The organism is Paenibacillus tritici, from assembly GCF_018207515.1.
GTDB classification, from domain to species: Bacteria; Bacillota; Bacilli; order Paenibacillales; family Paenibacillaceae; genus Paenibacillus_AQ; species Paenibacillus_AQ tritici.
In genome coordinates, this window is record NZ_CP073365.1 from 306792 (window position 1) to 327863 (window position 21072).

The following is a 21072-nucleotide window of genomic DNA, read 5'->3' on the forward strand; positions in this document are numbered from 1 at the left end:
AAAAACACAATCATGGCAGATAATTTTTTTCTTTTTACCCAAAAGGCAGCGGGAATTCGTATGTTATGATTCTTCACATAAGAGGATTATATCAGACGGGAGCGATTGAAGATGATTATTGGCGTACCTAAAGAAATCAAAAACAATGAAAACCGCGTAGCGATTACCCCTGCGGGTGTGGTAAGTCTGGCGGCAGAAGGACACAAGGTGCTGGTCGAGGCCGGAGCGGGTATTGGCAGCGGATTCCTGGATGAAGAGTATGCCGCAGCCGGTGCGGAACTGGTTGCAGAAGCTACTGCGGTGTGGGCGGCCGCCGAAATGGTGATGAAGGTCAAAGAGCCGCTATCAAGCGAATATGGTAACTTCCGTCCGGGGCTCATCCTCTTCACGTATCTGCATCTGGCACCAGAGCCTGCTCTTGCCGCAGCCCTTAAGGACAAAGGCGTATTCGCCATCGGCTATGAGACGGTTGTAGATGGACGGACCCTGCCGCTGCTCACCCCGATGAGCGAGGTTGCCGGGCGTATGGCCGTGCAGCTTGGTGCACAGTTCCTGCAGAAGAACTACGGCGGGCAGGGCATTCTGCTCTCTGGTGTTCCAGGTGTAAGCCGCGGCAAGGTGAGTATTATCGGCGGCGGGGTAGTGGGGACTAATGCAGCGAAGATGGCGATCGGCCTTGGCGCCGAGGTGACCATTATCGACTTGAGCGCAGACCGGCTGCGCCAGCTGGATGATATTTTCGGTTCACAGATCAGCACCCTGATCTCGAATCCGTATAACATTGCCAAAGCGGTAGCTGAAGCAGACCTGCTGGTAGGCGCGGTGCTGATCCCGGGCGCTAAAGCTCCAAAGCTGGTGACTGAAGAAATGGTCAAAACCATGAAGCCGGGCTCCGTCATTGTAGATGTGGCGATTGACCAGGGGGGTATCGTTGAGACGATTGACCGGGTGACCACACATGATCAGCCTGTATTCGAGAAACACGGTGTTCTGCACTATTCGGTCGCTAATATGCCGGGTGCGGTCGCCAAAACCTCGACCATTGCCTTAACGAACGTTACGGTTCCTTATGCACTGCAAATTGCCAATAAAGGGGTGTTCCAAGCGATCGAAGACAATGCGGGCCTGAAGAGCGGTGTCAACTTAGCTAACGGAAAAATTACCTGCCAGGCCGTGGCAGAAGCTCTTGGGGAAGAATACTTCACGGTTGAGGCTGCTGTAGAGCAGGAGTTCACGCTGATCTAATCTGGCGGGAGGCGTCAGGTGGAGCAGAGGGATATCGGAATAGACAGAACAGGGGTAGAAAAGTATGTCAGGTTTCCTTCACTTTCCTTGCATCTGCCTATAGGCAACTGCTGGGCGCTGTAATATAATGTAATCACTTATTCTGCTATTCTTCGGGTTGAGGTGGGAACATTGACAGAATCAGAGCCAGCATTTGACCGTTTTTTTGACAGTATGGAATCCCTGGCGGATACCCTCAGTGAATCGCTTCAGTCTCAGGTTACCATTGAGGACAGCAACCATCACGTGATCGGCTACAGCTCCCATCAGGCTGAGAGTGATCCGGCACGGATCTCGACCATTATCGGCAAAAAAGTTCCGAATACGGTGATTATTGGTCTCCGCAAAAAGGGAGTCATGCACGATCTGGAGAATACCAGCCACCCTATCCGTATCCCCGCAGTGATGGAGGTCGGCCTTGGCCCCAGACTTGCCATGTGTATCAAGCACCAGCAGGAGATACTCGGTTATATCTGGGTGGTAGACCGGGGGAATCTGGCCGAGGGACAGGCGGAGCGGGTTGTGGAGAAGGCTGCCGGGATCGCGGGGCGGTATCTGCTGAAGCAGCGCGGCTGGAAGACGAAGCAGGAGAAGACGTTCGAGGACTTCTTCTGGAAGCTGCTGACCTCCCATTATGAGAGTGAGCTGCGTATCCGCCAGGAAGCGGAGGCCGGGGCCATTCTGCTGCCGGAGAGCTATTATATTGCCGTGCTGGAGAGCGGCAAGCCGATGGATGAGCATTTCCTGCTGAGCTTCCGCCGGATGATGGATGCCTATGCCGGGCAGCGGCTGCTCTTCCAGACCGCCGAGCAGAACCGGCTGATCATTCTATTCTCATTCCTATCTCCGGTAGACCAGGCAGAGCGGCTGTCCTCGTTCCTGCACAAGCTGCTCCGGGATTTGGGCCGCAGTGAAGACTGTAGGCTTACGGCAGGCTGCAGCCCGGGATACCGCGAATATACTTCAGCGGCTGACGCGTACCGTGAAGCGTTGCAGATTCTGGAGATTAAGCACCTGCTGCCATATCATGCACGTGAGCTGCTGCTTTATGAAGAGATCGGGTTCTGGGCCTACCTTCCGGCCATTCTGGAGCAGAAGCGGAGCCGGACACGCCGCAGTCCGCTGCTCTCTCCCCTGAAGGAGCATGACCGCGAGCATAAGAGCGATTTCCTCAAGACCCTCGCCGTGTATCTGTCGCTGAACGGGAATCTGAAGGAATCCGCCGCCTTTCTGCATATTCATACCAATACCTTGATGTACCGCCTGAACAGGATCGCCGAGATCACAGGCAAGAGCCTCAAGGAGACCGATTACCGGACCTCGATCTACCTTGACCTGCTGACCGAGGAGACGGCACAAGTGAATCTCTGGTTCCAGGAGGCGGCTCCCGGTATCCACGGCTGATTTTATTCCAAAGAGACTAATTCAAGAAAATTCACAATAATTTCTGAGCGTGCCTCTTCAGTTGGTAGACGGGCGCATTGGCTCGAATTCTGTATATCGGTTGAGAATAGTTCAAGAAGCTGCAGCATCGCTGCGGCTTCTTTGTTCCGGGCTGAGTGGATCAGTCGTGTGATTTCGTAGTCTGAGATAGCTGGTTGATGATTTTCTTTTTCCATTTATTCACCGCCTGTTGGCTGATATTGAATTGCTTCGCGACCTCGGCCTCGCTGTACCCCTCCAGATAGAGCTTATACAAGATAGATTTCTCAAAAGCAGGCAGACTCTCCGTGAGCTGCTCAAGCATTATTTTGTTCTCGGAGTCCTGAATAAAGTTCGCTTCAGCCTGTATATTGTCAAAAAGTGAACACTCCGTCCGGCTAACCTTTCTGGCCCGGTACTCTATTTTCCAGCCTATTCGATAGATTTCATTCCTATAATGCTCGTAGAGAGTCTGTGACCCGTTCAATTCGGATTTCCCCTTTCAGAAGATAGAAATAGTGATATGTATATGGATGGAAATAATGGTTTATTTCATGAACAATAGGAACCTGTGTTCTTATTTATTGTATCATAGTTTAATCGTTTGAGGCCACAAGAGGCTATAAAAATATTTTTTATTGTTAGGTTGTATTCTATCTGTCTAAATTACCTTATAAGTGAAGGCATCTGAGCCTATCTGCTAACCAGAGGGAGCTGGATACAAATGAAGAATGTGCTATACGTACCATTGGATGATAGACCCGTCAATCTGGACGATGTGATTACTCAAGGGAAATCGGCAGGAATTCATGTCATCACCCCGGATGCAGCCGATCTTAGAAACCGCCTGGATTCGCACAAGACATCATCGGGAACCACCTTGTTAACGACATCTTGTCCGGCATACGGCGACAGTGCCAAGATCCGGCAATTTATTCTTGATCATGCAGCATCTGCAGACGGATTCATTCTCTCGGCGGATATGCTTGCCTACGGGGGATTGATCGGAAGCCGCCGTCTCCGGGCGGATGCAGGGGGAGCTTACCCGGCCTATGATTCTACGGTCACGGACTTGCTGGATGTAATCTGTCTGGTGAAGCAAGCTTATCCGGACAAGCCGGTATATGTACTGGATACGATTATGAGACTGGCGACAACATCTTTTGCAGAAGGGCTGGATCTGGCTGCCTATACCGAATCACGGAATTTCATGCTTCAGCCACGAAGAGTCTTCTCGCAGTTTGCCGACATCCTCAGCGGGTATAACCTGTCTCCGGATGGTTCCTACGGCAGCACTGCTACTTTCGACAAGGAACAGTATTACAACACCAGACAGCATAAGTTCAAGACAAATCGTTACATTCTGGAGTATCTGGCGCAGGAGGGGGCTATTGATTTTCTTGCAGTAGGTGTGGATGATGCCAATACTCAAGGGGTGCAAATTAACGAGATTCATTACGTGGAAGAGTGCATCAACGGATGGCTTGGCGGTATGAACGGACAGAATCCGGACCGGGCAATCATTCTTCCGGATGCAGACGGACTGGGGCAGGCGTTAATGGCACGTATGGCGGATCAGTTCTATCGTAACGGGGCCAAGACCGGGTATGCTGTGCAATACTTCGGACCCCATGGCTCCACCCTTACAAGTCCCTATGAATATATGGATGTGCATCAGAACATTGTGCATCATGTGGAGATTGTCGGTGCGGAATTTGTGAGCAGTTCACCTGCGGTAGAAATTGTTGCGGTTACCGCCAAGGATCAGGCTCCGGCTGCGGTTGACCGTATTGAAGCTAACCGCGCCAATGGAACTCCGACTGTAGTAATTGATTTTGTCGGCGCCGGTGCAGCGGACGCTATGGTCACTGAGGCCTTGCTGGGCAGCAGGCATACGGGCAGTCTATTGGGATACAGCGGCTGGAATACACCGGGTAATAAAATCGGCATCGCGCTGGGCATGAGTCAGGCGCGTTATGCATTTGTGACTACGGAGAACGATGCGGCGGCGCTTAGCCTCGCTGTCAATGCTCACGGATCGCTTTTATTTAAACGCTTCTTGAAGGATTACTATTACAAAAGGCTGGCGATTGCCGAGATTCGGGAATACGCAAGAGCCCATTCCTTATACGAGAATGTTGCGGCAATTGCCGATCAGAATATGTTGTTGTTCAATAGTCCGGAAGACTATGCTCATTTGCAGGCCATGCTGAGAGAACGGATGCAGATACACACAGCCACCCTGGCCGGAGCATGTGCCTTCCTGATCGGCAGTGATGAACCGGCGTGCAGTATCCGGCAGATTAATGGAGACGGCTGGTCTTTCTCCGAGTACGCCAGCGCGGTACTTCCATACGATGATCCCGATTATATTTGGGGCCGTGCGTTTGAGATTACTTTGAATCCTAATCTGACTTTGCAATAATAGCCTGATCTTTATGGGTTATATTTTATATATTTGGAGGGGGAGCGAAGCTTCCCCCTCTTTAGGTTTGTGAAAAGAAAAATAGATGAACCTTAATGAGGGAAGAATATATATGGTATAATAAGTAAAAAATAGGAAAGGAGTAGCTGTGAGGGGAAGGATAATAACGTAATAGTATATGAGAGGGATACATTTAGGTGTAGTGTACTTCCTATGGAATGGATTGGATAACAAAAATTTAACTTAAATATTAAATAATGTTAATTATATGTCATTCATGGATTCATTTGCTCTGATATAATTTCTGCTAGGTAGCCGAAGGGAGATTATTGTGTTAAAAAAAGAGCTTGGTATAGTGATGTTGTTGAGTGTCGTTTTACTTTCAGGATGTGGTGGATCAGGTACGCCCGCAACGGTTACGCAAGTGCCGGGTCAGTCTCCCAGTAAACAAGCAGCAACACAGCCGGAACAAAATACTGATGAATATTGTACTGTAGAACGTATAAATTTGGATAGTGAAACTGAAAAATATTTCTTTGGAACCTGGAAGGTTGAGAAGCTTTTAGGATTTGCAAATTCATATAATGATGCTTCTGAATATCCAACAGGGCAAAAATTTATTGGAGATGAAATTATCATCAAAAAAGACTTTTTTTCATCAAAAGGACTTAAAAACTATAGTAAGTATCAATATGAATTAAAAAATCCATTATATCAAATTACAGAGACATGTTATAACTCTGACGCTTTTTATAGATCATATAAAATAGATATCCCAGATTTAAAGATAAATGATGTATTAAAAGTAATGGATATAAGTGACCCTTCTACAAAACTTAGAATACCTGTAAGTGTAACTTTTTTTGTTGTTAATAACGATAGGCTTATCTTGTTATCAGAGGCAACTATTTTTGAGCTTAAAAAAATTACAGATTAAATGAATTATGGTTACGTAATAAGCCAAGAAAGGTCAGCCTCTTTAGGCTGACCTTTCTTGTTTATGCTGTAAAACGAATAAACTACACTGTATATACTGGATATTTGTGAGTATATCCACTGCCCTTACAGAATAAAGTTGCTTCTTCATTTCTTCGTCTTTGTAAATTTCGATCATATGAAAATGCCTTGCTGACCAATCTTGAACAAGTATCAAGTTCATTTGTAGTACGTGGGCCAATAAAAGATGGATATATCTGCTCATATTTAAGCATAGCTTGTACATCAGCGGTTGCTAGCACCCCAGAACCTCCGTTAAAAGTGAGCGAAACAAGTGCATCAAACTGAGATTGTGAAAATGTATGACCGTTAGGAGGTGCTAATTTATTTACTGCTGCTACAGCCTTTGCAGTATCATTTGTAAAAAAATTATTTGCTTGAGTCTGAGAAATTGGTGAAGTGTAACCTAGATTCAAAGAGCTAGATAGAGCATTAGCTTGTGCTTGGGTTAGAAGAGAATCATTTGGATTACCTGTTGTATTTTTAGTATATGTTTTAGTCTTTGTTATCAGATGTCCCCATCCAACTGTTGGATACCCAACAGGATCTCCATAAAATTTCAAGGAAAATCCCTCATGCGATTTGATAAGGTCTGCTCCACCAGTGCCTAGATTTGCCATAATTATCACTCCTGAAATTATTTTTAGTAGAAGAACAATAGGGAGGAATCAAAGCCAGAGCACCATTCCCGAGTTTTCTGCAATGCCATATTGCCTTCACATTATATAAAGAGAAATGAGTCTCTTTATTTACAACCACTCTCCAAATTTTATTTCAAATCACTAATATCAAAGGTCTGTATAACCTCAATCATTTTGACATAGAGCTCCTGTTTCAAATCTTCCCGGTGATCGGCGGGGACTTGTCGCAAGGAGGCTTTGATCTTTGGTGTGAAAGATTCTAGGATATGTAGTGTTGCCCCCTGATCATGGTGTTGCTGTGCTTGTACTAAAAGTTCGGCCAACATAAAATCACCGCTTTACATTTTTTTGTATTTCATTTTTTAAAGCATTAATAGCCTCGCTTAAATCAGATATTTTCTTTTCAAAACGAATAAGCAGATACAAAGTAATTGCAATCGGGAAGCCTAAATTAGCAATGAAAGTAGCGATGTCACCCTCCGTCATCATTCATCCCCCTTCCGTTATTAAGCTGCGCAATTTAGTTAGGGCTTTTAAGCGGTGTTTCGAAACATTTTGTTGCGACACTCCCAATATTCCGGCTATTTCTTTGTCATTTAGTGCTTGTACATAAGCAAAAGATAGAATCTTTTGTTGCTGCACTGATAAGGATTCATAGGCTTGATAAAGGGAGTGATCCGTAATGTGATCTCTTAAATTTGGTGGTACAGATTCAGCATCATAAGTGGTAAGTAAGATGGACTCCAGGTTTTCATCGTTGTCTAAAGTCAGAGGAAACCGGCTGTCCTTCATTCGTCTTTTTTTGTCATAATTGATAGAGTTGTAGTATATGAATATAAGCCCCCCGTCCTTTTTAAAAAGAGAGTACTCCTACCCTATAAAGAGAAATGAAATGTATTTTTTACAACCATTTTCCAAAATAAAGAACGTATGTTCCTATATTTTAACATTGTTAATATTGCAGTCAATGAAACTAAATCTATGGTGCTGAGGACCGGGCAGCGGCACAGGAAGGAGAGCACCGGCAAAAGCCGGTTCTTTTGGCACAGTAAGCAAACTCCTCCGCACCAATTGCGGCCCGATACGTACAATAACCTATATTTCATGACAAGAAGATGAAAGGGGGAAGCAGAATGGGGTATGGATATACGCCTCCGGCAAATCCGGCATTTGAGATGAGGATGCGGGGGGAGATTATTGCGGCGGCCCGGGCGATGAATGCAGGGGGGACGGATTTCTCAACGTTCAAGAACTCCCGCTGCAATCCGAGATTTTGGACCCGTACAGCCAATGGGGGCTTCGAGCTGAACGCTAATGTAACACCTTCGGCAGCGATCAATGATATTTTTGTGAATGGACAGCTGTATGCCTTTGAATGCGCTATGGCGATGGTGATGATTCTATATAGAGCGACCATCAGTATGATCGGGGAGGCTGCCTTCAACCGTTATTTCACTGGTCTGTTCCTGTGGGACTGGAGCTATGACAGCAATCTGAAGATGATTACCACGTTCAACCTGGCCGAGCTGCAGCCGGGCGATGTTGTCTATTTCAAGAATCCCGACCATGATCCGAATAAACCGGAATGGCAGGGGGAGAATGCGATTATGTTATCGGCTGACCGTTACTATGGGCATGGACTGGGGATTAAGAGCGCCTCCGAGATGATTACTTCGCTGAATAGGCAACGGGTGCCGGGCAGCCGGACCTCGGCGTACCTGGCGGATGAGGGGCTTCACCCGGACTTCGCCTATATCGCTTCACTGGGCAACGCACGCTTCGGTCCTCCGGTATCCGGCAAGGATGAAGCAGGAGAAGCCATCTATTCCAGAATAGGCGTGAAATCCTATATTATCCGCTAACGCCGGGGCGGTTTAGCCTTTGGCCGAACGGAATTTAAGCGGGTGCAGGCCGACGTTTTTTTTGAACACAGTGCTGAAGTAATGGGGATTCTCATAGCCGACCCGCTCCGAGATCTCCATTACCTTCAGATCCGTATTCAGCAGCAGCTCCTTCGCCTTGCCTATGCGGATCTGCGTGATGTAGTCGGTGATGGTCCCGCCGGTCTCCTTCTTAAAAAGCAGGCTGATATAGTTAGGTGTCAGGTAGACCTCCTCGGCGATCCTTGAAACCGAAAGCTCAGAGGCGTAGCCCTCCTGGACAATGGAACGGATTCTGCTGATGATCCGGCTGTTTTTGGAGGTGTTTTTGCCTGCTATATACGCGCTTAAGTCATGCAGCAGGGACAGCATATACGCCTTGAGGTCAGTGATGTTCTTCTGCTGATACAGCTTATCCATGATGGTGATGCGGTCACTCAGGACCTGCCGGATATCCTCATCTATCTCATATAAGGCTCTGGCGGAGGTGAAAATCATCTCTGCACAGATACTCTGTACATATTCAATCTTCAGCTTGGGGCCGGCCAGCTTGGTGAACAACTGCTCCATCAGCCCGATGACGGTGTCCGTATGTCCTGCCTTCAATTCATTCATCAGCCGGGCCTGGAATTTATAGAAAAAAGTGCTCTGCAGCGTCTCTGTGTCCGGCTGGATATCCTTAATGTAGAGGACGGAGGCATGGCCGGTATAGAATTTGTACACCAGCGCAGTCAGGGCATCCTTGTAGGAATCCTCCAGCTGGCCTGCAAGCAGACAAGCCCTGCCGATGCCGACCGAGGCATCCAGCCGAAGATACTTCTGGAGGTTGCCGATAATCTGTTCGCAGGTTGCTGAGATGGAATGGGCCGAAGGCGTCTGCGGTGTGCAGAGCACCAGAATGAACTCATTCTCGCTGGCCACGAAGCTGATGGAGCAGGGGTGACCGGTCAGGCACTCGTTGATGACATTCTGGATGGAGAAATAGAGCAGCTGCTTATACTCCTCCGAGTATTTGTCAACCGCGCTCCGGTACTCATCAAGCTGCAGTACACAGGCGGTTAGTGTCATCCCCCGCTTGAAGGGCAGGGCGAAATAGTCGATCTTCTGCCAGATATCCTCCTCCTTGCGGTACAGGCCGGCAATCAGATTCTGCAGGAATTTCTCCCGGAGCAGCGGCATATTGTCATGGAGCTGCTGCTTCAGCTGCCTCACATCCATCTGCTGCGCACGTTCCTCTGTTAGCCTGGCAACCGTCTGGCGAAAAACACTGCGGATCTCGGGCAGCTTGACAGGCTTCAGAATATATCCCTCGGCGCTGACCTTCAGCGCATCTCTGGCATAGGAGAAGTCCTGGGCGCCGCTGATAATAATGATTCGGGTAGGGCAGCCTGCTTCCCGCAGCTTCTCTGCTACCTCAAGCCCTCCCATCAGCGGCATCATAATATCGGTGAACAGAATATCCGGCGTAAGCTTCAGACATAACTCATAGGCTTCCAGACCGTCCGAGGCTTCGCCGATAATCTCAATGCCGAATTCCTCCTGCCAATCGAACGCACGGATCAGGCTGCTGCGAATATACGGCTCATCATCCGCTACGATCATCGTTAACATCTTCACTCACCTCATTCCAAGTAGTAACCACCGGAAACCGGATGACCGCCAGCAGACCGCAGCCATCCTCGGTATTGGTGTAATAACGGATTCCGTAGGACTCTCCGAAAAACTGCCGGATTCTCATATGCACATTGCGGATACCGTAAGACTGGTTGCCCGGCTGGTGGGGATCTGTCAGCAGCAGGTTCAGCCGCGCGGGGTCAGCGCCTATTCCGTCATCAAACACGGAGATACTAAGGACGTCCTGCGCCCTCTCAACCCGGATGCGGATGGTGCCCGTACCCCGCCGCTGCTGTATCCCGTGAATCAGGGCGTTCTCCACGAGCGGCTGCAGACTCAGCTTAACCACTAAACATTCCTCTATCAGCGCCTGGTCTGTCTCTTCCAATTCATATTTAAGCCGGTCCTGGAACCGGAACTGCTGGATTTGCAGATAGCTCTCCACTTGCCGCAGCTCATCGCGGAGCGGAATAATGTTGCGTCCCTTGCTTAAGCTGTATCTGAAGAAATCCGACAGCGAGGTTACCATGCTGCTGATCTCGGGAATCTCGTGGTTGATGGCAATCCAGTTAATGGAGTCCAGCGTGTTGTATAGAAAATGCGGATTGATCTGGGCCTGGAGCATTTGAAGCTCGGCTTCTTTTTTGCGGAGTTCGGTGACGTAGAGCTTATCAATCAGCGCCTTAATCTGCTGCAGCAGCTTGTTATAGCGGTTGAACAAATAGGAGAATTCATCCTTGCGCCGGTAGCGGATGGGAATATTGAAATTCCCGTTCTCGGCATGTGACATCGACTGGATGAACTTGCGGATGGGCGCCGAGATATTCTCTGACAGCAAGAGGGCCATAAGGAATGAGACCAGCATACAAATACTTATAACGATATACATGACCCGGCGGAAGGAGATCAGCTCCCCGTTAAGCTCACGGACAGGCGAGAAGGATAGAATCGTCCAGCCGGTGTTCTCCAGGGTTTTGAACGAGACGAGCATATCCTCGCTGCCCATGGGATGGTGGAAGGAATGAAGAGTGGAGGGATTGCCTGAGCTGCCTGGAGTCGTGTTCAGCTTGCTGTAGTAATCTTGTGAGACGATGTTCTGGCCGATGAGCGCCGGTTCGGCGCTAATGGCAATCGTTCCGGTTCTGTCTACGATATAGACCTTGCTGCCGGGCGTTGGTTTGTAATGCTCCAGCAGCGTGCCGAATTCGGCAACGGGAATATCAATGGTTAACAGTCCGACATAGGGCAGCTGTGCATGGCGGATACCGAACAGTCGCCTCGCAAATTTGAGGGTGAACCTGGAATCCAGCGAGCTAAGGCCCACGACTGCGAAATCAGATTTGGCCGGAATGCTTAAATACCAGGGCTTCAGGGTGATAAGGTCGATATTGAATACACGCCTTGAGAAATTATATTGGGTATATTCCGGCCGGTTCAGCATATAGAGCATAGGAACGAAGCTGCTGCCGGATGTACCGTTCGAAGGGAAATTCTCAAGGATTTTACTTAGGGCAGCCAGCTCGTTAATAATTCCGGTGCTGTCTGTGGGCCGGTTGGAGGAGATGAGGTCCGCGAATTCCGAATTCAGGTACAGCGCAATCATGGATTTATTAGCCGCTTCGAACCGCCGGGCCAGATTATCCTGCACCAGATTGAAGTTATTCTCAATGGATGTATTCATATTTCGGGTGATGATATCCGCAGATTTGTTATAGATCGTGACCGATATAATTGTGGTCGGTAGAAGGACGAGGAAGAGGAAATAGAGGATCAGGCGGCTGCGGATGCTGAAATGGTACAGGAAGAGAGTCTTCGACAATGAATCAAACCATGTCTTCATCGGAGTCCTCCTTCAGCTAAGCTGATGTTCGGGCCTTTCCATTTACCGGAGAATCCTGGATAATACCCATCAATAGCTGGTATTCATTGTAAAACGCAAGAAGTCTTGATGTCAACGCAGGAGGTGTAGCATGAAAAGATTCCTGTTCTATCTCATCGCTCTGTTAGGCTGCGGGCTTGCTATCTATACTATGGTCTATGACCGCCCGCTGCTGCCGGACTTCACCCCGGAACAGCCTGCCGGTGTGCCGGTGCAGACAACCCGGGTGAAGATCGCCCTCTATGACTGGACGGAGAACCTGGAAGTGAAGAATGCGATCAGTCAATTTAATCGAACCAATCCTGATCAGATTGAGATTGAAGTGATGGATATCGCTGCCGATGTCTACGATGACACCTTGAACATGCTCATGACCTCCGGCCGGGGACCGGATGTGTTCAGCGTAGACAATGCCTGGCTGGCTACCTATGTGAACAAGGGATATCTGGCTAACCTGGCTGTGGAGCTGGAGCCTGGCTATCTGGAGCGATTCCCTTCATGGGCCAGGGACTATGCGTCCGGTTCGTTGTTCAAGGGCGGAATCTATTTCCTGCCTTCCAGCATTGATACCGTGCGCCTGGTATACAACAAGCAACTGTTCCGTAGTGCCGGACTGGACCCGGAGCAGCCTCCGCTGACCTTCGGAGCGGTGAAGCAAGCCGCCCTGCAGATCAGCAAGGCCGGAGTAGGGGTGAACAAATACGGATTTGTGTTGCCCGCAGGGGATACCCAGGACAGTCTGCAGACCGGACTTGAAATGTCGAATACCTACAGCGGTTATTATTTCTATGATTACCGGACGGGCCGTTATGACCTGAGTGTGTATGCCCCCTGGCTCCAAATGGTGATAGAGATGAAGCAGCAGGGCAGTCTCTATCCGGGAGAGGCTCTGCTTAAGCGGAACAGCGCCCTCCGGCAGTTCGCCGATGGCAATATCGGCATGATGTATGTCACCAGCAAAGATTATGTGAAGCTGCAGGAGTATATGCCTAAGGATGACTGGGGAGTGGTTCTGCCGCCGGTTGCGGATCTGTCGAAGTATAAGGCAGGCGCCCTGATGATGGTCCCCCACTCTCCGCTTGTTGTGAACAGCGCGTCTGGCGGACGGGAGGCGGCGGTTAAGGTATGGAGATTCCTTCAGTCGAAGGAGTTCCTGACGATTCTCTATCAGCAGGCGCTGGCCCTGCCGGTTGTAGATGGGATTCTCAACCTGCCCAGTACAGCCCCCGGACTGGGGCATTTCAAGGAATTCTACCCCACGGCGGCAGAATCCATCTATCCGCCTGCCCCGCAGATTATGGACCAGTACGATCCTAACACGGTATCTACGGAGCCGCGCGATTCGGGTGACCGTCCAAGAATGCAGCTGTATCTGCGGATTATCGAAGGGGAAATTGGACTTCGCCAGGGGCTGCGCAGCGAGACAGAGCGGCTGAATCAGATGCTCGACATTGCAGATACGGGGTATTCTTTTGAGCGTGATGAGTATATCTATCCGGACTTCGATCCCCGGGAGCCCTTGAAGGGAGAGAGCCAACAGAGCCGGTTGAGTAAGGAGTAAGAAGAGCAGGCTCGGTAAGGACAGGAATACAATAATAGCAGGGCTATATTCAGGGCTCTTTCCTGGTCACAGCGGCCGCGGGAGGGGTCCTTTGTGTTGTCTCCTATTTATATAGGATGAGTGCCGCAATGAAGCTGTAATGTCCATACCATAAGGGAATTAATGGAATACTACTATATTAATCGCCTCTTTGTGCTGCTAGTTTCCGTGCTGGCTTCTATTAAGAGAAGAGATAGATTCAGCAGTGAAAGGAAGTATGTAGCAGGAAAATTAAAAAAAGATATTCATAAAGGAGACGGGGAGATGACCTTTCTATCAACAGGACCACTGGAAAATAACCAGGTTGGAGGAGTTAGACCGACTACGCAGGTTACAGTCAGAATTGATAACCGCAGTTCTCTGGAAGCTTCCACATTATTGGTACAAGGCTATTACATGCTCGGAGGAGTAAGAACCGTGTATGTCAGTGAAACTATTAACGTAGCTGCGAACGAATCTATTTCTAACACTTACTATGCGGATCTGGACGCTTTTGAATTTCTGTTTGTTACATCAGCGACAACGGATGATCCGATCCGGATATCGGTATGGGGCAAGAGCAGCACCGGCCAACTGGTAACCGCCCACCGCCTGGTCTCGGGTGAATTAACGGGCGAATTAGGCATAACGGGGGCGACCGGAGCGACAGGGGCCGGAGTGACCGGGGCGACGGGTGCTACTGGAGTGGCGGGAGTGACGGGTGCGACAGGACCTGGAGCGGGAGTAACCGGGGCGACCGGAGCGGTGGGAGTGACGGGTGCGACCGGAGCGTCGGGAGTGACGGGTGCGACCGGAGTAGCAGGAGTGACGGGTGCGACTGGAGTAGCAGGAGTGACGGGTGCGACTGGAGCGTCAGGAGTGACGGGAGCGACTGGAGTAGCGGGAGTGACTGGTGCGACTGGAGTAGCGGGAGTGACTGGGGCGACCGGAGTAGCGGGAGTGACCGGGGCGACCGGAGCGGCGGGAGTGACTGGGGCGACCGGAGTAGCGGGAGTGACGGGTGCGACTGGAGCGGCGGGAGTGACTGGGGCGACCGGAGTAGCGGGAGTAACCGGGGCGACTGGAGCGTCAGGAGTGACCGGGGCGACCGGAGCGGCGGGAGTGACCGGGGCGACCGGAGTAGCGGGAGTAACCGGGGCGACTGGAGCGTCAGGAGTAACCGGGGCGACCGGAGCGGTGGGAGTGACCGGGGCGACTGGAGCGGCGGGAGTGACCGGGGCGACTGGAGCGGCAGGAGTGACCGGGGCGACCGGAGCATCGGGAGTGACAGGTGCGACTGGAGTAGCCGGGGCGACCGGAGCGGTGGGAGTGACCGGGGCGACTGGAGCGGCGGGAGTGACCGGGGCGACTGGAGCGGCAGGAGTGACCGGGGCGACCGGAGCGGCGGGAGTAACCGGGGCGACCGGAGCGGCGGGAGTAACCGGGGCGACCGGAGCGGTGGGAGTGACGGGTGCGACCGGAGTAGCGGGAGTGACGGGTGCGACCGGAGTAGCGGGAGTGACGGGTGCGACCGGAGTAGCGGGAGTGACGGGTGCGACCGGAGTAGCGGGAGTGACGGGTGCGACTGGAGTAGCGGGAGTGACGGGTGCGACTGGAGCAGCAGGAGTGACGGGTGCGACTGGAGCAGCAGGAGTGACGGGTGCGACCGGAGCGGCGGGAGTGATGGGTGCGACTGGAGCATCGGGAGTAACTGGTGCGACTGGAGCAACGGGAGTGACGGGTGCGACCGGAGCGGCGGGAGTGACTGGGGCGACCGGAGCGGCGGGAGTGACGGGAGTGACGGGAGCGACTGGAGTAGCAGGAGTGACTGGAGCGGCGGGAGTGACTGGGGCGACCGGAGTAGCGGGAGCAACCGGGGCGACTGGAGCGTCAGGAGTGGCCGGGGCGACTGGAGCGGCGGGAGTGACTGGGGCGACCGGAGCGGTGGGAGTGACGGGTGCGACTGGAGTAGCGGGAGTGACCGGGGCGACTGGAGCAGCAGGAGTGACCGGGGCGACTGGAGCGGCGGGAGTGACTGGGGCGACCGGAGTAGCGGGAGTGACCGGGGCGACCGGAGCGGCAGGAGTGACCGGTGCGACCGGAGCGTCGGGAGTGACGGGTGCGACCGGAGCGGCGGGAGTGACTGGGGCGACCGGAGTAGCGGGAGTGACCGGGGCGACCGGAGTAGCAGGAGTGACAGGTGCGACTGGAGTAGCGGGAGTGACTGGGGCGACCGGAGTAGCAGGAGTGACGGGTGCGACTGGAGTAGCGGGAGTGACTGGGGCGACCGGATCGGCTGGAGTGACTGGAGCGACCGGAGTGGCGGGAGTGACCGGGGCGACTGGCCCCAATATCGCAATTGAAGGGTTCTCCGCGTTTTTGCCTACATTCTCGGCAGCGACCAGTACGCAGCTCACAGGCTGGACGGTGACAACTCCTTATTACGACAGTACGACTTTTAACGAAACAACGGGTAATTATACGATTCCGGCAACCGGCAGATACTCATTTGAGGCTACCATTAACTACAGTACTACGGCTGCAATCTCGGTGGCGTTAGGTGCGGGAGTCAATCCGGCTTTTGTAGTGCGGAGAAGCTCTCCAACGGTAACAGATCTGGTAACAGGATTGTTCCCGCTGCTGAATGTTAACATTGCACTTCTGCTGACCCTCCGGACGATTCTTGGCAACGGCACGGTAACCTTGACAGGTGAATTCGAATTGACGGCAGGCGACGTAATCGGACTGTTCTATGTAGCAGATGGATTAACACTGCCGCTAGATCTTGGCGGTGCTTCCTCAGGTGTTGTATGGTCGGTGCATAGACTGACCTAGTCACATCAAATCAGACCGGCAAGATAAGTTTCAGCTAAACACAAAAGGGTGTTCCACAGTTACCAATCGTGGAGCACCCTTTGTGTTGCTTGGATGTGCCCGCTTACGCTTAATTCAACTTTCGGGGGAATTCATGTTTATTAGGACAGGATTGCTAACTCATCATAAGCCGGAAGCAGGCGTTATGTGGAAATGAAAGGGATAAATCCCTCTGATGCGGCCGGAAGCGGGCGATGTGCGGAAATGAGAGGGATAAATCCCTCTGATGCGGCCGAAAGCGGGCGATGTGCGGAAATGAGAGGGATAAATCCCTCTGATGCGTCCGGAAGCGGGCGATGTGCGGAAATGAAAGGGATAAATCCCTCTGATGCGGCCGGAAGCGGGCGATGTGCGGGAATGAGAGGGATAAATCCCTCTGATGCGTCCGGAAGCGGGCGATGTGCGGAAATGAGAGGGATAAATCCCTCTGATGCGTCCGGAAGCGGGCGATGTGCGGAAATGAGAGGGATAAATCCCTCTGATGCGGGCGGAAGCGGGCGATGTGCAGCAAGGAAAGGGATAAATCCCTCTGATGCGTCCGAAAACGGACGGCAGCCGCTCCGGAAGAGCAAAAGTGCACCTCAATCCGCCGGAAACGGGCGGCAGTCGCCCCGGAGGAACAAAAGTGCACCCCAATCCGCCTAAAGCGGGCGGCAGTCGCCCAAGGAGGAGCAAAAGTGCACCCCATTCCGCCGGAAGCGGGCGGCAGTCGCCCCGGAAGAGCAAAAGTGCACTCCAATCCGCCGGAAGCGGACGGTAGCCGCCCGATCGAAACTCCGTAGGATTTTGAACTTTTATTATAGATGGCCTTATTTAGCATCGGTCCTTCTGCGGCTACACTTAAGACATGGAAGAGAGGAACTGCTGAAGGAATCAGGAGGCGGAAGGCATGATTACAGAGGATAAGAAAAGCATGGCTAATCCGGGCGGCGGCAGCCTGCCGGTAGGCCGGAACAAGAAGAAGCCCGTGCTGAAGCATCTGCGCAAGCATAAGGTTCTGCTGCTGATGCTGCTGCCGGGTGTGGTGTTTTTGCTGGTCAATAATTATCTGCCGATGTTCGGGATCATCATTGCCTTCAAGAATATCAACTATGTGGACGGGATTCTCGGCAGTCCGTGGGTGGGGCTGGATAACTTCAAATTCCTGTTCGCCACCTCGGATGCCTGGATTATTACCCGCAATACGGTGCTCTACAACTTCGTGTTTATCATTCTCAATCTGGTCATCGCCGTGTCCATTGCGGTTGCCCTGAATGAGCTGAGGAACAAGCTGGCCGCCAAATTTTATCAGAGTATCATGTTCTTCCCGTACTTTCTGTCGATGGTGGTAGTAAGCTATCTTGTGTTCGCCTTCTTGAATGTTGAATACGGTTTCATTAACAAAGGAATCTTCGCCCTGTTCGGGCTGGATGAGCTGAACTGGTATTCCGAGCCGAAGTACTGGCCGTTCATTCTGCCGCTGGTTAACCTCTGGAAAGGGGTGGGCTATGGCTGTGTCATCTACCTCGCGGCCATCATCGGTATTGACAACGAGTATTATGAAGCGGCCCTGATTGACGGAGCCACCAAGTGGAAGCAGATTCTGCATATCACCATTCCGCTGATCCGGCCGGTCATTATTATTACCACGATTCTGGCAATCGGCGGGATCTTCCGCTCCGACTTCGGGCTATTCTACCAGACCACATTGAATTCCGGGGCACTGTACCCGACAACGCTGGTCATCGACACCTACGTCTATAACGCGCTGATTAATATGGGTAATCTGGGGATGTCCGCAGCGGCCGGATTGTACCAATCGGTGGTCGGTTTCTTCCTGGTCCTCGGCTCGAACTGGATCGTGCGCAAGGTCGATAGGGATCAGGCTGTATTTTAGCAAAATATCCAGGCGGCGTATGTACCCTAAGAAGGAGTGTAAATCCGTGGCGAATAACGAAATATCCAGATTCACTAACATCCTCCTCCATGTTATTTTTATCATCCTGTCTCTGGCCTGCCTGCTGCCGATTGTCCTCGTCTTCATGATCTCCATTACGGATTACGATTACATTGTGCGTAACGGATATCAGTTCATCCCGGAGAAGCTTAGCCTGGAGGCTTACGCTTATATCTTCAAGGATTACAGCGTGGTGCTGCGGGCCTACGGCATCTCGTTCTTCGTCACCATTACCGGAACGCTGGTCAGTGTGTTCATCTCTTCCCTGTATGCGTATCCGATCTCGCGGGCCGACTTCCGCTACCGGGGGCTCTTCGCCTTCCTGATCTTCTTCACCATGCTGTTCGGCGGCGGGCTGGTGCCGTGGTATATGGTCTACACCCAGGTGCTGGATCTCAAGAACTCCATCTTGGCGCTCATTGTGCCGATGCTGCTGTCTCCGTTCAATGTGCTGATTATGAAGACCTACTTCCAGATGAGTGTTCCGCCCGCGCTGATTGAAGCCTCCACCATCGACGGGGCCGGGGAGCTGCGGACCTTCTTCAAGATTGTATTTCCGCTGTCCCTGCCGGTCTTCGCCACGATTGGGCTGTTCAATACCCTGCATTACTGGAACGACTGGTTCAACAGCATGATCTTCATCACCGATACAGACCTCTACTCCCTGCAATACCTCATGTACAAAATGATCTCCCAGGCCGACTACCTGAGCCGCAACGGGGCACTGATTCAAGGCTCGGCCACAGAGCTGGCCAAATTGCCGGGGGAAACTATCCGCATGGCGATGGCGCTGATCGGCATTGGCCCGATTGTGCTGGCCTACCCGTTCTTCCAGCGGTATTTCATCAAAGGATTGACGCTTGGCTCCATTAAAGGCTAACCTCGGCATCCACCGATTAGCATATATTGATCCATCAAGGGGAGGAAAAAGTATGGCAGGTAAAAAAGTCACAGGTCTGCTGCTGTCATTGGTGCTAATGGCGGGGTTCACCCTGGCCGGATGCTCCGGCAATAACAACAATCCGGCTGCGCCTACAGAGAAAACAGGAGAGAGCACCACAGCTCCGGCAGCCACGAAGGAAGCCACAGCAACGGAAGCGGCCGGGACAGAAGCGCCGGATGGGCTGGAACCGGTAGAGCTGTCACTGTATCTGCCAGGCGGGCCGGATAAGGATGTAGCTGCTGTTGAGCAGGAGATCAATGCTTACCTGAAGGATAAAATCAATGCCACCCTCAAGATTAACCAGCTAAGCTGGGATAAACCCGCCGACAAGGTCAACCTGATGATCCAGTCCGGCGAAGTGTTCGATATGGTCTATACCTGGAACTTCATGACCAATGCCGCCAAGGGAGCGTACCTGCCGCTGGAGGAGCTGATCGACACCTATGCCAAGGAGACGAAGGCACAGATTAATCCGGCCTATCTCCAGGCCGCTACGGTGAACGGACATTTGTACGCGATTCCAACCGAGAAGGAGCTGGGGCAGTCGGTCGGGTTTGCTTTTGACAAGGCGATTGTGGATAAATACGGCTTCGATGTCAACAGCATCAAGAAGCTGGAGGATATTGAACCGATGCTGAAGACGATTAAGGAGAAGGAACCGGCTCTCTCGCCGCTGTTCATGAACCATACCGACAGCCTGCACTGGTTCACCGCCTATCCGGACAGTGAGGATCTCGACGGCAGCAATGAAATACCGACCCTGCTCGACTACAAGACGATGAAGGTATTCAACGAATACGATACGCCGGAGATTGTGGAACGGCTGAAGCTGATCCGCAGCTGGTATGAAGCAGGTTATATTAACAAGAACGGGGCCACAGACAAGACGGAGCTGAAGGATGCGGTCAAAAGCGGCAAGGCCTGGTTCGTCTACGGCAACATGAATCCGACCTCCACCAATGACTGGACCCGGCTTGCCGAGAAGCCGATGATCATCAAGACGCTGCTGCCGGTGGGGGTCAGCACCAAAAGTCTGCAAGGCTCGATGCTCGCCATCTCCAGAACCTCCAAAAACCCCGAGCGGGCCATGATGTTCATGAATCTGATTCATACCGATCCGGTGCTCTACAACCTGCTGACCTTCGGCATTGAAGGCAAGCATTACAAGAAGCTGGAGAATGACACGGTGGAATTCATTCCCGAGAGCGGCTACAATTCCGTATCCTCCTGGATGATCGGCAACGTGCTGCTGAACTACCTCAACAAGGACGAAGATCCTAAGCGTGTGCAGCTGTACACGGACTGGAACAAGAACGCCGCCGTGTCGCCGGTGATCGGATTCGTCTTCGATTCCACCAAGGTGCAATCACAGATCGGTGCCCTGATCAATATTACGAAGCAGTATAAGAATACCCTGTACTCCGGGGAAAAGGACCCTGAACCGGTCCTGAAGGAAATGAACAGCAAGCTGAAGGCCGCCGGCCTGGACGCTGTGATTACCGAAATTCAGAGTCAGCTCGATGCTTTTCTGGCCGCCAAATAAGCAGCTATGGCCATAGCACGCCCGGTATTCAGAGCAGCAGTCCCAGCGGCCGCCTG

18 protein-coding genes are annotated in these 21072 nt (G+C 51.7%); 10 read left to right on the forward strand and 8 right to left on the reverse strand.

Going from position 1 to position 21072, the window contains the following annotated elements:
- Positions 1-111 precede the first annotated feature (111 nt).
- A complete protein-coding gene (ald, locus tag KDC22_RS01425; RefSeq protein WP_211721831.1) occupies positions 112-1245 on the forward strand; it encodes an alanine dehydrogenase in 1134 nt (377 codons plus the stop codon).
- A 171-nt stretch (positions 1246-1416) separates the two neighbouring features.
- A complete protein-coding gene (locus KDC22_RS01430; protein ID WP_211721832.1) occupies positions 1417-2688 on the forward strand; it encodes a PucR family transcriptional regulator in 1272 nt (423 codons plus the stop codon).
- A gap of 2 nt (positions 2689-2690) precedes the next feature.
- On the opposite strand, the gene KDC22_RS01435 is transcribed toward KDC22_RS01430, so the two are convergent.
- Together KDC22_RS01435 and KDC22_RS01440 are read right to left on the reverse strand one after the other, a co-directional pair.
- Positions 2691-2903 carry a hypothetical protein gene (locus KDC22_RS01435; RefSeq protein WP_211724291.1) on the reverse strand — a complete coding sequence of 71 codons (213 nt, stop codon included), beginning with the start codon at positions 2901-2903 and terminating at the stop codon, positions 2691-2693.
- Positions 2849-3193 carry a sigma-70 family RNA polymerase sigma factor gene (locus tag KDC22_RS01440; protein WP_211721833.1) on the reverse strand — a complete coding sequence of 115 codons (345 nt, stop codon included), beginning with the start codon at positions 3191-3193 and terminating at the stop codon, positions 2849-2851. The genes KDC22_RS01435 and KDC22_RS01440 overlap by 55 nt, the downstream gene beginning before the upstream one ends.
- 237 nt (positions 3194-3430) lie before the next feature.
- Here KDC22_RS01440 and KDC22_RS01445 point away from each other — a divergent pair, with 237 nt between their 5' ends.
- Both KDC22_RS01445 and KDC22_RS01450 read left to right on the forward strand, forming a co-directional pair.
- Positions 3431-5131, forward strand: coding sequence for a DUF4127 family protein (locus KDC22_RS01445; RefSeq protein WP_211721834.1), 1701 nt, complete (start codon positions 3431-3433; stop codon positions 5129-5131).
- 331 nt (positions 5132-5462) lie between these two features.
- Complete coding sequence (locus KDC22_RS01450; protein ID WP_246553223.1) at positions 5463-6068, forward strand: hypothetical protein; 606 nt, start codon at positions 5463-5465, stop codon at positions 6066-6068.
- 82 nt (positions 6069-6150) lie between these two features.
- Here the strand turns inward: KDC22_RS01450 and KDC22_RS01455 are convergent, their stop codons facing one another.
- From KDC22_RS01455 to KDC22_RS01470, 4 genes are all read right to left on the reverse strand, one after another.
- Entirely contained in the window at positions 6151-6747 is a 597-nt protein-coding gene (locus tag KDC22_RS01455; RefSeq protein WP_211721835.1) for a lysozyme, read from the reverse strand.
- Between the two features lie 149 nt (positions 6748-6896).
- A complete protein-coding gene (locus KDC22_RS01460; RefSeq protein ID WP_211721836.1) occupies positions 6897-7094 on the reverse strand; it encodes a helix-turn-helix domain-containing protein in 198 nt (65 codons plus the stop codon).
- A gap of 4 nt (positions 7095-7098) precedes the next feature.
- The gene (locus KDC22_RS01465) at positions 7099-7257 is read right to left on the reverse strand and encodes a YvrJ family protein (protein ID WP_343221902.1); all 159 of its coding nucleotides are present in this window, start codon (positions 7255-7257) and stop codon (positions 7099-7101) included.
- Complete coding sequence (locus tag KDC22_RS01470) at positions 7258-7605, reverse strand: sigma-70 family RNA polymerase sigma factor (RefSeq protein WP_343222027.1); 348 nt, start codon at positions 7603-7605, stop codon at positions 7258-7260. It lies immediately after the preceding gene.
- 296 nt (positions 7606-7901) lie between these two features.
- Between KDC22_RS01470 and KDC22_RS01475 the strand changes: the two genes are divergently transcribed.
- Positions 7902-8630 (forward strand): protein-glutamine gamma-glutamyltransferase, encoded by a 729-nt coding sequence (locus KDC22_RS01475; RefSeq protein ID WP_173135326.1) that lies wholly within the window; start codon positions 7902-7904, stop codon positions 8628-8630.
- A gap of 12 nt (positions 8631-8642) precedes the next feature.
- Here KDC22_RS01475 and KDC22_RS01480 read toward each other — a convergent pair whose 3' ends face one another.
- Both KDC22_RS01480 and KDC22_RS01485 read right to left on the reverse strand, forming a co-directional pair.
- On the reverse strand, positions 8643-10259 hold the full coding sequence (locus KDC22_RS01480; protein WP_246553629.1) for a response regulator: 1617 nt from the start codon (positions 10257-10259) through the stop codon (positions 8643-8645).
- A complete protein-coding gene (locus tag KDC22_RS01485; RefSeq protein ID WP_211721839.1) occupies positions 10234-12102 on the reverse strand; it encodes a sensor histidine kinase in 1869 nt (622 codons plus the stop codon). The genes KDC22_RS01480 and KDC22_RS01485 overlap by 26 nt, the downstream gene beginning before the upstream one ends.
- Positions 12103-12232: 130 nt before the next feature.
- On the opposite strand from KDC22_RS01485, the gene KDC22_RS01490 reads away from it, so the two are divergent.
- From KDC22_RS01490 to KDC22_RS01510, 5 genes are all read left to right on the forward strand, one after another.
- Complete coding sequence (locus tag KDC22_RS01490) at positions 12233-13702, forward strand: ABC transporter substrate-binding protein (protein ID WP_211721840.1); 1470 nt, start codon at positions 12233-12235, stop codon at positions 13700-13702.
- A gap of 303 nt (positions 13703-14005) precedes the next feature.
- Positions 14006-16555, forward strand: coding sequence for a beta strand repeat-containing protein (locus KDC22_RS33695; RefSeq protein WP_281424953.1), 2550 nt, complete (start codon positions 14006-14008; stop codon positions 16553-16555).
- A gap of 952 nt (positions 16556-17507) precedes the next feature.
- Positions 17508-18470 carry an ABC transporter permease gene (locus KDC22_RS01500; protein WP_425517048.1) on the forward strand — a complete coding sequence of 321 codons (963 nt, stop codon included), beginning with the start codon at positions 17508-17510 and terminating at the stop codon, positions 18468-18470.
- 46 nt (positions 18471-18516) lie between these two features.
- Complete coding sequence (locus KDC22_RS01505; protein WP_211721842.1) at positions 18517-19410, forward strand: carbohydrate ABC transporter permease; 894 nt, start codon at positions 18517-18519, stop codon at positions 19408-19410.
- A 52-nt stretch (positions 19411-19462) separates the two neighbouring features.
- Complete coding sequence (locus KDC22_RS01510; RefSeq protein ID WP_211721843.1) at positions 19463-21016, forward strand: ABC transporter substrate-binding protein; 1554 nt, start codon at positions 19463-19465, stop codon at positions 21014-21016.
- Positions 21017-21072: the final 56 nt, after the last annotated feature.

Coding starts and splice junctions, on each gene's coding strand:
- ald (WP_211721831.1), top strand. CDS start 112: ATGATTATTGGCGTACCTAAAGAAATCAAAAACAATGAAAACCGCGTA.
- KDC22_RS01435 (WP_211724291.1), bottom strand. CDS start 2,903: ATGGAAAAAGAAAATCATCAACCAGCTATCTCAGACTACGAAATCACA.
- KDC22_RS01445 (WP_211721834.1), top strand. CDS start 3,431: ATGAAGAATGTGCTATACGTACCATTGGATGATAGACCCGTCAATCTG.
- KDC22_RS01455 (WP_211721835.1), bottom strand. CDS start 6,747: ATGGCAAATCTAGGCACTGGTGGAGCAGACCTTATCAAATCGCATGAG.
- KDC22_RS01460 (WP_211721836.1), bottom strand. CDS start 7,094: ATGTTGGCCGAACTTTTAGTACAAGCACAGCAACACCATGATCAGGGG.
- KDC22_RS01465 (WP_343221902.1), bottom strand. CDS start 7,257: ATGATGACGGAGGGTGACATCGCTACTTTCATTGCTAATTTAGGCTTC.
- KDC22_RS01475 (WP_173135326.1), top strand. CDS start 7,902: ATGGGGTATGGATATACGCCTCCGGCAAATCCGGCATTTGAGATGAGG.
- KDC22_RS01480 (WP_246553629.1), bottom strand. CDS start 10,259: ATGTTAACGATGATCGTAGCGGATGATGAGCCGTATATTCGCAGCAGC.
- KDC22_RS01485 (WP_211721839.1), bottom strand. CDS start 12,102: ATGAAGACATGGTTTGATTCATTGTCGAAGACTCTCTTCCTGTACCAT.
- KDC22_RS01490 (WP_211721840.1), top strand. CDS start 12,233: ATGAAAAGATTCCTGTTCTATCTCATCGCTCTGTTAGGCTGCGGGCTT.
- KDC22_RS33695 (WP_281424953.1), top strand. CDS start 14,006: ATGACCTTTCTATCAACAGGACCACTGGAAAATAACCAGGTTGGAGGA.
- KDC22_RS01500 (WP_425517048.1), top strand. CDS start 17,508: ATGGCTAATCCGGGCGGCGGCAGCCTGCCGGTAGGCCGGAACAAGAAG.
- KDC22_RS01510 (WP_211721843.1), top strand. CDS start 19,463: ATGGCAGGTAAAAAAGTCACAGGTCTGCTGCTGTCATTGGTGCTAATG.